This is a genomic window from Rothia sp. QJM3NY_36, from assembly GCF_056173115.1.
Genome location: NZ_CM149658.1, coordinates 162340 through 174589 on the forward strand (window position 1 = coordinate 162340; position 12250 = coordinate 174589).

9 protein-coding genes are annotated in these 12250 nt (G+C 72.6%); 6 read left to right on the forward strand and 3 right to left on the reverse strand.

Annotated features, from left to right (window positions below; all coding sequences use genetic code 11):
* Nucleotides 1–112 precede the first annotated feature (112 nt).
* On the reverse strand, nt 113–2164 hold the full coding sequence (locus AC0VXQ_RS00730) for a phosphatase PAP2 family protein (protein WP_224800005.1): 2052 nt from the start codon (nt 2162–2164) through the stop codon (nt 113–115).
* A gap of 200 nt (nt 2165–2364) precedes the next feature.
* Entirely contained in the window at nt 2365–3798 is a 1434-nt protein-coding gene (locus tag AC0VXQ_RS00735) for an MFS transporter (RefSeq protein WP_081101680.1), read from the reverse strand.
* Between the two features lie 176 nt (nt 3799–3974).
* On the opposite strand from AC0VXQ_RS00735, the gene AC0VXQ_RS00740 reads away from it, so the two are divergent.
* From AC0VXQ_RS00740 to AC0VXQ_RS00765, 6 genes are all read left to right on the forward strand, one after another.
* A complete protein-coding gene (locus AC0VXQ_RS00740) occupies nt 3975–5582 on the forward strand; it encodes a fumarylacetoacetate hydrolase family protein (protein WP_224800006.1) in 1608 nt (535 codons plus the stop codon).
* The gene (locus AC0VXQ_RS00745) at nt 5561–6292 is read left to right on the forward strand and encodes a GntR family transcriptional regulator (protein ID WP_081046228.1); all 732 of its coding nucleotides are present in this window, start codon (nt 5561–5563) and stop codon (nt 6290–6292) included. The genes AC0VXQ_RS00740 and AC0VXQ_RS00745 overlap by 22 nt, the downstream gene beginning before the upstream one ends.
* A gap of 11 nt (nt 6293–6303) precedes the next feature.
* The gene (locus AC0VXQ_RS00750; RefSeq protein ID WP_133566371.1) at nt 6304–7830 is read left to right on the forward strand and encodes an aldehyde dehydrogenase; all 1527 of its coding nucleotides are present in this window, start codon (nt 6304–6306) and stop codon (nt 7828–7830) included.
* A gap of 101 nt (nt 7831–7931) precedes the next feature.
* Complete coding sequence (gene hpaD, locus AC0VXQ_RS00755) at nt 7932–9041, forward strand: 3,4-dihydroxyphenylacetate 2,3-dioxygenase (RefSeq protein WP_133566370.1); 1110 nt, start codon at nt 7932–7934, stop codon at nt 9039–9041.
* A gap of 9 nt (nt 9042–9050) precedes the next feature.
* Nucleotides 9051–9836, forward strand: a complete 786-nt coding sequence (locus AC0VXQ_RS00760) for a 2-keto-4-pentenoate hydratase (protein ID WP_064725543.1) — start codon at nt 9051–9053, stop codon at nt 9834–9836.
* Nucleotides 9821–10657 carry an HpcH/HpaI aldolase family protein gene (locus tag AC0VXQ_RS00765; RefSeq protein WP_081275533.1) on the forward strand — a complete coding sequence of 279 codons (837 nt, stop codon included), beginning with the start codon at nt 9821–9823 and terminating at the stop codon, nt 10655–10657. The genes AC0VXQ_RS00760 and AC0VXQ_RS00765 overlap by 16 nt, the downstream gene beginning before the upstream one ends.
* Before the next feature lie 224 nt (nt 10658–10881).
* Here AC0VXQ_RS00765 and AC0VXQ_RS00770 read toward each other — a convergent pair whose 3' ends face one another.
* Nucleotides 10882–12063: a VanZ family protein gene (locus AC0VXQ_RS00770; protein WP_064725541.1), complete on the reverse strand. Its 1182-nt coding sequence runs from the start codon at nt 12061–12063 to the stop codon at nt 10882–10884.
* Nucleotides 12064–12250: the final 187 nt, after the last annotated feature.

Here is a 12250-nt window from a genome sequence, read left to right on the forward strand (position 1 = left end):
CCAGGCCAGCGGTAACGGTTTCGGGACGGGTTCGTCGTTTCGGGACCGGAATATCCCGGCCCGAAACGACGAACCCGTCCCGAAACGCTGATGGGGGTGGGGTGGTGGGCCGCTAGGAGGCGCGGGTCCGACGACGCCGCACCAGCGCGGTCAGCAGCGCCCCGGCGAGGATCGTTCCGCCGGCGATCCCGAGGGTTCCGGCCGCATCGACGCCGGTGGAGGCCAGCCCGGTATTACTCGAGCCGTAGGTGCCGGAACCGTAACTCTCAGAGCCGTAGCTCCCGACGCCGCCCGCCGCGGAGCCGCCGGTGCCGCCGCCGTTCCCGGAGGTGCCGGTGAGGGTGAAGCCGGAGCCGTCGCCGGTCCCGCTGCCGCCGCCGCGGTTCCCGCCGTCACCGTCACCCGGCACGGGGGCCACGGCTGCACTCGCGGAAGGCTCCGGGCTCGCGGAGGGAGAGGTACTGGGCTCGGTGCTCGGCGAGGCGGTGGGCTCAGCAGTGGGAGCACCGGTCGGTTCGACGCTGGGCTCGTTGGTGGGATTAGCGGTGGGAGCGGCCGTCGGGGTCGCGGTCGGTCCCGCCGTCGGCTGCTGGGTGGGCTCGGCGGTGGGGGAGCCAGTCGGCTCGCTCGTCGGCGTCGCGGTGGGCTCCGCCGTCGGGGACGCGGTGGGCCCGGCGGTGGGTGTGGCCGTCGGCTCGGCGGTCGGCGTCGGGCTCGGGGCGGGGTCGCTGCGGACCACGCTGGCGCGGGCCTGGCCCGGGACCACCGAGGTCACGGTCCCGGCGGCATCCACGGTCACCTCGGAGCTCATCGCGGCGGGCAGGTCGATGCGCTGCCACCCGTCGGAGGAGGAGTCCAGGGCGTAGCCGGAGGGGATCTCCGTGGCGGCCAGGACCTGACGGCGCTGCTCTGCGGTCAGGGTCGGGAAGGCCGTGGCCAGCAGAGGCTCCGCGCCGGCGGGCACCCGCGGGGCCTGGCCGGTGGTGCCGACGGCCGGGAAGCCGTAGGTCATCCGGGCCCGGTAGGCCTGCAGGGCGGAGGCGCGATCGGTGACGGGTGCCGTGGAGACGGCGTCGGTGAACACGTTGCGGTACCCGCCGGAGTCGTTCGCGCGGGTCGCGTCGATGCACGCGGTGAGGGTCTGACCCAGTCCGGCCTCCTGGCACCGCTGGGTGAGGTAGTCGGTCAGCTCGGCGCGGGCCGGGGCCAGGGCGGTCTGGGCGTAGTCACCGGAGTACAGGGCCGTGGTGCCCAGGTGGCCCTCGATGCGCCCGCCCATCACATCCAGCGGGTAGTGCACGCCCAGCACGATCCGGTTGTTGCCGGCCTCGGAGGAGCGGGTCAGGATCTCCGGGCCGAGCTCCGGCAGCACCATGGCCAGGCCGATGCCGATGCCGTAGGCGTAGGTGGTGTGCCCGGAGGGGAAGGCCTGGGAGTGCCCGGCGAGCATCGCGTCATAGCTGGCGGTGTGCAGCCGACCAGTGGCCGGGTCCAGCCAGTCCGACACCCGGGTGGTGTTCAGGTCCGGGGCCAGCCCGCGCAGGTCGTTCTTCCCGCCGAGGCTGCGATCGCTCATGTAGGGGCGGGGGTAGTTGTAGTGCTTCTTCGCCGCCCCGGTGCTGATCGCGGAGCCGGAGTCCTTCACGACGGCGGTGGTCAGGGGCAGCTTCCCCTGGGCGACGCCGTCCTCCAGGTACCCGCCGAGCACCGGGCCCAGCGCGTCGGGCAGGGTCTCGGTCCAGTCCATGTCCGCGTCGATCAGCGCCCGGTGGGCCTGGGTGGTGTCGGCCGCGCCGCGGTGGTTGATGGCCGCGTACTGCTCGTCGTTGGTCTTCAGCACGGAGGCGCCGGCCTCGGTGACGCTGCCGCGGAAGGCGGTCCCGGCCGGGTCTGCGGCGTCGTAGGCCACCGGGGTCCACCACTGCTCGAACTCCGCCATGGGGGCGACGCCGTCCGGGGCGGTGGTCGCGGCGGCCGCGAGGGTGGGCGCGGAGGTCGCGGTGACGGCGGTCGGGGTCGCGGTGGTCTGGGTCGTGTCGTCGGCGGGTGCGGCCAGTGCTGGGCCGATCGCGGTGCTCAGGGCGAGGACGGCCAGCGCCCCGGCGGCGCCGAAGCGGCGACCGCGCGGGCAGGAGGCGGCGGTGCGGATGCTGATGGGTTGCATAGCGATGAGATTAAGCGCGGTCGGTGAACCGCATCACCAGCCTCGGTGAAGCCCGGGTGAACACCCCCGCCCGGCGGCCCCCGCCCACCCCCGGGAAGCGTATTCGGGACGGGTTCGTCGCTTCGGGACCGGAATATCCCGTCCCGAAGCGACGAACCCGTCCCGAACCGACGGTGCGAGGAGGAGAGGGTGGGCGCCGGTCAGCGGCCGATCATCAGCGGGCGGGTGGCCTGCTCCTCCTCGTGTCCGGGGCCCAGGGGGATGCCCTGCCGGTCCCGCATCATCAGGGTGGCCAGCGCCCCGATCGCCGTCATCGCCCCGAGGTAGATCACGATCGCCGTCGTCGTGCCGGTGGCCTGCAGGAGGTACTTGGCGATGGTGGGGGCGAAGGCTCCGCCGAGGATCGCGCCGATCGCGTAGGAGATGGACACCCCGGAGAAGCGCACCGAGGCCGGGAACATCTCTGTGTACGCGGCCGGCTGCTGACCGTAGGTGAACCCCAGGCCCACCGTGAGGATCGCCAGGCCGAGGAACAGCTTCACGGGGTCCCCGGTGTTGACCAGGGGGAACAGCGTGAGCACGCCGATCAGCTGCAGCGCCCACCCCAGCAGGTAGGAGCTGCGCCGCCCCATCCGGTCCGCTGCCCATCCGGCCATCAGGGTGAACGTCAGCCACGTCACGGCCGAGCCGGTCACGGCCAGCAGCACGGGTCCGCGGGCCATCCCCAGCGGGCCGTCGGGGTCCGTGGTGTAGTTCTGGATGAAGCCGCCGGTGGTCATGTAGCCGACGGCGTTGTTGCCGGCGAACATGAGTGCTGCGACCACCACCAGCGCCCCGTGGCGGCGGAACAGCACGCCGATCGGCGCGGAGCGCTTCTGGCGGCGGTCCGCGATCTGCTGGAACACCGGGGATTCGGCGACGCCGTGGCGGATCCAGTATCCGACGCCGATCAGCACCACGGACAGCAGGAACGGCACCCGCCAGCCCCACTGCAGGAAGGCCTCGCCCGGGGCGATCGCGCTCATCAGCGCGAGCATCCCGGAGGCCATGAGCAGACCCAGCGGCACCCCGACCTGGGGGCTGGCGCCGTAGAGCCCGCGCCGGTCCACGGGGGCGTGCTCCACGGACATCAGGGCGGCCCCGCCCCACTCGCCGCCCGCGGAGATGCCCTGCAGGATGCGCAGCGCGAACAGCAGGATCGGAGCGATCACCCCGGCGGTGTGGTAGCTGGGCAGGACGCCGATCAGCGTGGTCGCGGCTCCCATGCCGATCAGGGTGATCATCAGGACCCGCTTGCGCCCGATCCGGTCCCCGAAGTGCCCGGCGAGGAAGGCGCCCAGCGGGCGGAACAGGAAGCTCAGCCCCACGGTGAGGAAAGAGACGAGCACCGCCGCCTGGGGGCCCAGCGGCTGGAAGAACAGCTGCCCGAAGACGAGGCCGGCGGCGGAGGCGTAGAGGAAGAAGTCGTACCACTCGATGCTGGTGCCGATGATGGTCCCGGCGATGACGCGGCGCTGCTCCCGGCGCTGGTCGATGGTGCGCAGGGCGGCGGTCGTGGTGGTGGGGTCGTGGTGGGCGGCCTCGGATGAGACGTCCTCGGGCACGGGTGGGGTGTCGGGGGGTGTGGCGACCATGTCGGTGACTCCTTTGTCAGACGAGCGGCGGAAGCTGCGGATGAGCTGCATCACAGATCGGCAGCTTGCGCCAGATCATATACGGTGTGCGGCTCAAAGGGGACCCTTGTCACACTTCGGCAGGATGATATACGATCCTGACAGATCCATCGGAGCATCCACAGGCAGGACCGCGCATGAGCATCGACCCCCGCAGCGACCGCGACGACGGCGCCCGCGATTCCGCCTCGACCGCCGTCCCCGTCCCCGAAGGCGCCCAGGTCATCGCGGTGCACGTGGCCTACGAGTCCCGGGCCGCCCAGCGCGGACGGCGCCCCGAGGAGCCCTCCTACTTCCTCAAGCCCGCCGGCTCCCTGGCCGGTTCCGGCGGCGTCGTCGAGCGGCCCGAGGGCACCGAGCTGCTGGCCTTCGAGGGCGAGATCGCCCTGATCATCGGCGCCACCGCGCACCGCGTCGGCCTTGCGGAGGCCTGGGCGCACGTGGGGGCGGTGACCGCCGCGAACGACCTCGGCCTGTACGACTACCGCGCCGCGGACAAGGGCTCCAACCTGCGCTCCAAGGGCCGAGCCGGGTACACCCCGCTGGGCCCGGAGCTGATCGACGCCCGCGCCGTGGACCCCGCCGCGCTGCGCGTGCGCACCTGGGTCAACGGCGAGCTGCGCCAGGAGGACACCACCGCCGACGAGCACATGATCTTCCCCCTGGCCCGCTTCGTCGCGGACCTCTCCCAGCACCTCGTCCTGCGCCCCGGGGACGTGATCCTCACCGGCACCCCGGCCGGGTCCTCCGTGATCGCCCCGGGCGACGTCGTGGAGGTGGAGGTGGACGCCCCCGACGCCGCGGGGCACCCCACCAGCGGCCGGCTGAGCACCCGCGTGGTCGCCGGGCCCGGCGGCTTCGACGCCGCCCTCGGCTCCCTGCCGACGACGGATGAGAAGCAGCGCGAGGAAGCCTGGGGCTCCCGGGAAGCCGCGGGGCTGGTCCCCGACGACGCCGTCCCCGCCGAGTCCGCGACAGCCGAGTCAGCTCCGGCCGCGACCGCCCCCGCCGCCCCGGCTTCGGCCCGGCAGCCCGGCACCCCCGCCCCCCTGAACCCCGAGCTGCGCGCCCTGCTGGAGTCCACCCCCACCGCGGGACTCTCCGCCCAGCTGCGCGCCCGCGGCATCCACGGCATCGTCATCGAGGGGGTGCACCCGCTGACCCCGGGCACCCGGATGGTCGGGGTGGCCCGCACCCTGCGCTTCCTGCCCCTGCGGGAGGACCTGTTCGCCGAGCACGGCAGCGGGTACAACGCCCAGAAGCGGGCCTTCGACGCCGTGGGCGAGGGCGAGGTGCTGGTGATCGAGGCCCGCGGGGAGACCGGCTCCGGGACCCTCGGGGACGTGCTGGCCCTGCGCGCCCGCCACCTCGGGGCCGCAGGGGTGGTCACCGACGGCGGCGTCCGGGACTCCGCGGCCGTGGCCGGGATCGGCCTGCCCGTCTTCGCCGGCACCCGCCACCCGGCCGTGCTGGGGGAGCGGCACGTTCCGTGGGAGGCGGACACCGCCGTGGCCTGCGGGAACGCCGCCGTGCTCCCGGGGGACGTGCTCGTGGGTGACGACGACGGCGTCATCGTGATTCCGCGGGCCCTGGCCCGCGAGGTGGCCGAGGCCGCCCGCGAGAAGGAGATCCAGGACGAGTGGGTGGCCGAGCGGGTGGCCCAGGGGCATCCCGTGGACGGGCTGTTCCCGCCCGTCGGGACGTGGAAGGAGGCGTACCGGACATGGCGCAGCGAGCAGGGGTGACCGCCGTCGAGACCCCCGCCCCCACCGAGGCGGAGGCCGGGTTGAGCAAGGCCGAACGGGCCTACCGGTGGATCAAGGACCGCATCCACGGCACCTGCACCGAGCAGGTCTTCCCGCCGGGCCAGCGCCTGGTGCTGAGCACCCTGGCGGATCGGCTGGGCATGTCCGTGGTCCCGGTGCGCGAGGCCATCCGCCAGCTGGAGGCCGAGGGGCTGGTGACCTTCGAGCGCAACGTCGGGGCGCGGGTGGCCATGCGCGACGCCGCCGCGTACAGCGCCTCGATGCAGACCCTGGGCCTGCTGGAGGGCGCGGCCACCGCCGTCGCCGCCGAGCACCTCACGCCCGAGGACCTGGACCGGGCCCGCGGCATCAACGACCGGATGGCCCGGCTGCTGGAGGACTTCGAGCCCGCCGAGTTCACCCGGCTGAACCACGAGTTCCACCGGGTGCTGTTCGACCGCTGCCCCAACCCCCGGCTGATCGAGCTGGTGGAGGCCGAGTGGGAGCGGCTGGGGCACCTGCGCGAATCCACCTTCTCCTTCGTCCCGGAGCGGGCCCGGGACTCCGTGGCCGAGCACGAGCAGCTGCTGGGCCTGCTGGAGTCCGATGCCGCTCCCGAGCGGATCGAGGCCGCGGCCCGGGCCCACCGAGCCGCGACCCTGGGCAGCTACCTGGCCCGCCAGCACCAACCGTCCAGCACCACCACCTGAGAGCAGGAGCCATGACCGAGAGCATCGAGCAGATCCAGCAGCAGGCCCGACCGGCGGACCTGCCGGAGGTCCTGCGCCACTACATCGGCGGGGAGTTCGTCGACTCCCTCGACGGGGAGACCTTCGACGTCCTCGACCCCGTGACCAACCGGCCCTACATCCGCGCGGCCTCCGGGATGAAGGCCGACGTCGACGCCGCCGTCGCCGCCGCGAAGGAGGCCTTCGAGCACGGCCCCTGGCCCGGGATGCTGCCGCGGGAGCGCTCCCGGGTGCTGCACCGGATCGCGGACATCGTGGAGTCCCGCGGGGAGGCGCTGGCCGCGATGGAGTCCTACGACTCCGGCCTGCCGATCACCCAGGCCCTGGGCCAGGCGCGCCGGGCCGCGGAGAACTTCCGGTTCTTCGCGGACCTGATCGTCGCCCAGCACGACGACGCCTTCAAGGTCCCCGGCCGCCAGGTCAACTACGTCAACCGCAAGCCCAAGGGCGTGGCCGGGCTGATCACCCCCTGGAATACCCCGTTCATGCTGGAGTCCTGGAAGCTGGCCCCCGCCATCGCCACCGGCAACACCGTGGTGCTCAAGCCCGCCGAGTTCACCCCGCTGTCCGCGTCCCTGTGGCCGGGGATCTTCGAGGAGGCCGGGCTGCCCGTCGGCGTGTTCAACCTGGTCAACGGGTTCGGTGAGGAGGGCTACGCCGGGGACTCGCTGGTCAGGCACCCGGACGTCCCGCTGATCTCCTTCACCGGGGAGTCCCGGACCGGGCAGATCATCTTCGCCAACGCCGCCCCGCATCTGAAGGGCCTGTCCATGGAGCTGGGCGGGAAGTCCCCCGCCGTCGTGTTCGAGGACGCGGACCTGGACACCGCGATCGACGCGACGATCTTCGGGGTGTTCTCCCTCAACGGCGAGCGCTGCACCGCCGGCTCCCGGATCCTCGTGCAGCGCGGGATCTACGACGAGTTCGTCTCCCGCTACGCCGCCCAGGCCGAGCGGGTGAAGGTGGGCCTGCCCTCGGAGAAGACCACGGAGGTCGGGGCGCTGGTGCACCCGGAGCACTTCGAGAAGGTCATGTCCTACGTTCAGATCGGCAGGACCGAGGCCCGGCTGGTGGCCGGCGGCGGACGCCCAGAGCAGTTCCCGGAGGGCAACTTCATCCGGCCCACGGTCTTCGCCGACGTCGCCCCCGAGGCTCGGATCTTCCAGGAGGAGATCTTCGGGCCGGTCGTGGCCATCACCCCCTTCGACACCGAGGAGGAGGCGCTGGCCCTGGCCAATGACACGAAGTACGGGCTGGCCGCCTACATCTGGACCAACGATCTGAAGCGCGCCCACACCTTCGCCCAGGCCACCCAGGCCGGGATGGTGTGGCTGAACTCCAACAACGTCCGGGACCTGCGCACCCCCTTCGGCGGAGTCAAGGCCTCCGGGCTGGGGCACGAGGGCGGCTACCGCTCCATCGACTTCTACACGGACAGTCAGGCCGTGCACATCAACCTCGGCGAGGTCCACAACCCCGTCTTCGGCAAACAGGCCTGAAGCCGCCCGGCACCCCCGCCGTCCGACGCCGCCCCGCCCGGGCGGCGTCGGGCCCGTACTCCTTCCCGACCCACCGACCATCACGAGCAAAGGCGCCGCAGATGAGCACCCAGGACACCGCACCCATCCCCACCCCCTCCGTCCAGCCGCCGGACATCCTGCGCTGCGCGTACATGGAGCTGATCGTCACCGACCTGGCCCAATCCCGGAAGTTCTACGTGGACCTGCTCGGCCTGGTGGTCACCGAGGAGGACGACGAGGCGATCTACCTGCGCTCCATGGAGGAGTTCATCCACCACAACCTCGTGCTGCGCCGGGGCCCGGTGGCCGCGGTGCGCGCCTTCTCCTACCGGGTGCGCACCCCGGAGGATGTCGACGCCGCCGAGGCCTACTACCGGGAGCTGGGCTGCCGGGTCGAGCGCCGTCGGGAGGGATTCGTCAAGGGCATCGGGGATTCGGTGCGGGTGGAGGACCCGCTGGGCTTCCCCTACGAGTTCTTCCACGAGGTCGCCCACGTGGAGCGCCTGGCCTGGCGCTACGACCTGTACGGCGCGGGCGCGCTGGTGCGCCTGGACCACTTCAACCAGGTGACCCCGGACGTGCCGCGGGCCTGCCGCTACATGGAGGGACTGGGGTTCCGGATCACCGAGGACATCTCCGATGAGCAGGGCACCGAGTACGCCGCGTGGATGCGCCGCAAGCCCACCGTGCACGACACCGCCATGACCGGCGGCAACGGTCCGCGGATGCACCACGTGGCCTTCGCGACCCACGAGAAGCACAACATCCTCTACATCTGCGACAAGATGGGGGCGCTGCGGATCTCGGACCGGATCGAGCGCGGCCCGGGCCGCCACGGCGTCTCCAACGCGTTCTACCTGTACATCCTGGACCCGGACGGGCACCGCATCGAGATCTACACCCAGGACTACTACACCGGGGACCCGGACAACCCCGTGGTGCACTGGGACGTGCACGACAACCAGCGGCGGGACTGGTGGGGCAACCCCGTGGTCCCCTCCTGGTACACCGAGGCCTCCCCGGTGCTGGACCTGGACGGGAACCCGCAGCCGGTGGTGGACCGCGAGGCCGCCTCGGAGCTGGAGGTGACCATCGGCGCGGACGGCTTCTCCTACACCCGGGCCGACGACGAGGCCGGCACCTACCGGGGCGAGGCCGCCAAGGGATTCAAGATCGGGAACCAGCTGTAGGAGGACGCCGTGCTGGATGAGGGGACCCGCGAGCAGATCGCGCAGCAGCTGCACCGAGCCGGCGAGGATCGGCGGCCGGTGCCGCTGCTGACCGCCCGCTACCCGGAGATGACCGTCGAGGACTCCTACGCCGTGCAGCGGATCTGGGCCCGGCGGCAGGAGGAGGCCGGGCGGCGCAGGGCCGGACACAAGATCGGCCTGACCTCCAAGGCCATGCAGGAGGCCACCGGCATCGACGAACCCGACTACGGGGTGATCTTCGATGACCAGGTCCGCGACTCCGGGCACGTGTTCACCTGGGAGCGGTACACGCACCCGCGGATCGAGATGGAGCTGGCCTTCGTCCTGAAGGACGACCTCGTCGGTCCCGGGGTGAGCATCTTCGACGTCCTGCGCGCCACCGAGTACGTCGTCCCCGCCCTCGAGGTCTTGGACTCCCGCATCGCGATGGAAGGCCGCACCATCGTGGACACCATCGCGGACAACGCCGCCCTCGGGGCGATGGTCCTCGGCGGGAACCCCGTCGCCCCCGACGCCGTCGACCTGCGGTGGGTCGCCGGAACCCTCTCCCGCAACCAGGAGATCATCGAGACCGGGGTGGCCGCCGGCGTCCTGAACCACCCCGCCCACGGGGTGCACTGGCTGGCCGACCGCCTCGCGGGGCACGGGGACCGGCTCGAGGCCGGGGAGATCATCCTCGCCGGCTCCTTCACCCGCCCCCTGTGGGTCTATCGGGGCGACACCGTGTACGCCGACTACCGAGAGCTGGGGACCATCACATGCCGTTTCGAGTAGAGCTCCCGCCGACCCTCGCCGAGCGGCTTGCGGCCCGACCCGGACAGAGTGCGGCGGACGGCGTCGAGCCCGGCCCGGGCGGCGTCGCACCGGAGGCTCCCGCGCCCCTGGCCGGGATGTGGGTGTGCTCCGGGTCCTCGGTGGCCGCCGAGATCGCCGGGGCCGCCGGAGTGGACTGGGTGCTGATCGACGGCGAGCACTCGCCCATCGGCCTGGAGACCATCACCGGGCTGCTGCGCGCGCTTGCGGCCTATCCCGCGACCCCGGTGGTGCGGGTCCCGGCCCTGGATGCGGTGGTGATCAAGCATGTGCTGGACGCCGGGGCGCAGAACCTCCTGGTGCCGATGGTGGACACCGCCGAGCAGGCCGCCGACGCCGTGCGGGCGGTGCGCTACCCGCCGGCCGGGGTGCGCGGGGTGGGCTCCGCCCTGGCGCGGGCCTCCCGGTGGAACGCGGTGCCGGAGTACCTGACCCGCGCCGCGGGGCTGGTGTCCCTGACGGTGCAGATCGAATCCGCCGCGGCGGTGGAGCAGGCGGCGGCGATCGCGGCCGTCGAGGGCGTGGACGCACTGTTCGTGGGTCCGGCGGACCTGGCCGCGTCGATGGGGCTGCTGGGTCAGCAGGGCCACCCGGAGGTGGTGGCCGCGGTGCACCGGGTCTTCGACGCCGCCCATGCCGCGGGCAAGCCCGTGGGGGTGAACTGCTTCGACCCGGAGCGGGCGCGGGAGTACGCGCGGGCCGGAGCGGACTTCCTCTCCGTCACCGCCGACGTCACCCTGATGATGCGCGGCGCCCAGGAGGCCGCGGCCTCGCTGCGCTGACCCGGTGACCCGGCTCTCTCGTTCCCACCCTTCCCGTGGGAGACCCCCGACCCGGCGCTTTCGTTCCCACCCATCACGCGACCCGGCGCATCTGTTCCCGAAATCGTCGTTTTCGGGAACGGATGCGCCGTCTCGCGTGGGCGGAGGGGGTGGGAGGGAACGAGAGCGCCGTCTCGCGGGTGCAGCCGGGGCCGGGAGGGCATGAGAGCGCCGGGTCGGTGGGCTCAGGGGAGCGGCTGGGAACCGGAGCGCCGGCTCGGGTGCGGGGGAGTGGGCTCCGGCAGCTCCCGCGCGTCCACCAGCTCCGCTCCGGCCAGGGCATAGGAGAGGCCCCGGTGGTTCCGGGTGGGGATGACGGCGATCAGGGCGGCCAGGATCCACAGTCCCAGCGCCAGCGTGAGCACCGCGGTGCCGATGCCTTCCGCGGCCGCCGCGGCCTCGGCGCGCACCGCCACGTACACCCCGGCCACGCTCAGCGCCCGCACCAGGGACCGCCACAGCGGCAGTCGGCGCGACCCCGAACCCTCCACCGCCGCGTGCGGGGTCCGGCGCACCGGGGCCAGCCACACGGCCTTCTGCCCCGCCGAGGCTCGCGTGCCGGTCACGGCGGGGACCAGGACCCACAGCAGACCGGGCAGCAGCACCGTCGTCGTCCCCTGGATCCCGGCGGAGGGTCGCTGCCATCCGGTGACGTGGAAGAGCATCGCCGCGGCCGTGGAGGCAGCCAGCGTCACGACGCCGATGCCCAGCCAGTCCAGCAGCATCGCGAACCACCGGCGCCACACGGTCACCGGGCGGGGCACGCGGCGGGTCGCGGCCAGCTCCGCGGAGGACGGCATCCACGCCAGGAACAGCGGGGCCACCACCGCGCCGATGAGGGCGCCGGTGGTGTTGGCGATGAGGTCATCGACGTCGGCCAGCCGGTAGGCGCACGGGTAGAGGAACCACAGGCCCGTGTACTGCGAGGACTCGATGAGCAGGGAGCCGAGGAACCCGGTGACGGTGGCGGTGAGCCAGCTGCGCTTGAAGAAGCCGCGCACCAGCATCCCCCACGGCAGGAACAGCACCACGTTGAACACCACCTGCAGGGTCACCCGCGAGGTCAGCATCCCGGTCGTGGACAGCCCCGCCGTCTGGGTGCGGATGTCCTGCAGGAAGTGGAAGGGGACCAACTGGATCGCCGAGCCGCCCGAGCAGTCCAGGCTGCCCGGCTCCGGCAGCGGCAGCATGGTGTACGCGAACAGCCCGGCCGCGTAGAGGCTGACCGCGAGGCTGCCGATGATCCGGCGCAGCGGCGGGTGCCCGTAGCGGCGGTACTGCCACACGAGCAGGGGGATGAGGACCGCGAGGAACAGCAGGGTCCCCGCACCCAGGCCGATCCACAGCGGCCAGATCCATTCCTCCACGCGCGCATCTCCTCGGGGTCTCGACGTCGGCCGGTGCGGACCCCCACGCTACACGCGGGTTTGGCCCCTCCCGACGCCGACCTGCCCCCTTCCCAGCACCTGCCGATGCCGAGACGGCGCTGTCGTCCCCGAATCCCGCCGGAAGGGGAACGGAAGCGCCGGCTCGCGGGGAGGGGCCACGGGTGAT

Coding starts and splice junctions, on each gene's coding strand:
- AC0VXQ_RS00730 (WP_224800005.1), bottom strand. CDS start 2,164: ATGCAACCCATCAGCATCCGCACCGCCGCCTCCTGCCCGCGCGGTCGC.
- AC0VXQ_RS00735 (WP_081101680.1), bottom strand. CDS start 3,798: ATGGTCGCCACACCCCCCGACACCCCACCCGTGCCCGAGGACGTCTCA.
- AC0VXQ_RS00740 (WP_224800006.1), top strand. CDS start 3,975: ATGAGCATCGACCCCCGCAGCGACCGCGACGACGGCGCCCGCGATTCC.
- AC0VXQ_RS00745 (WP_081046228.1), top strand. CDS start 5,561: ATGGCGCAGCGAGCAGGGGTGACCGCCGTCGAGACCCCCGCCCCCACC.
- AC0VXQ_RS00750 (WP_133566371.1), top strand. CDS start 6,304: ATGACCGAGAGCATCGAGCAGATCCAGCAGCAGGCCCGACCGGCGGAC.
- hpaD (WP_133566370.1), top strand. CDS start 7,932: ATGAGCACCCAGGACACCGCACCCATCCCCACCCCCTCCGTCCAGCCG.
- AC0VXQ_RS00765 (WP_081275533.1), top strand. CDS start 9,821: ATGCCGTTTCGAGTAGAGCTCCCGCCGACCCTCGCCGAGCGGCTTGCG.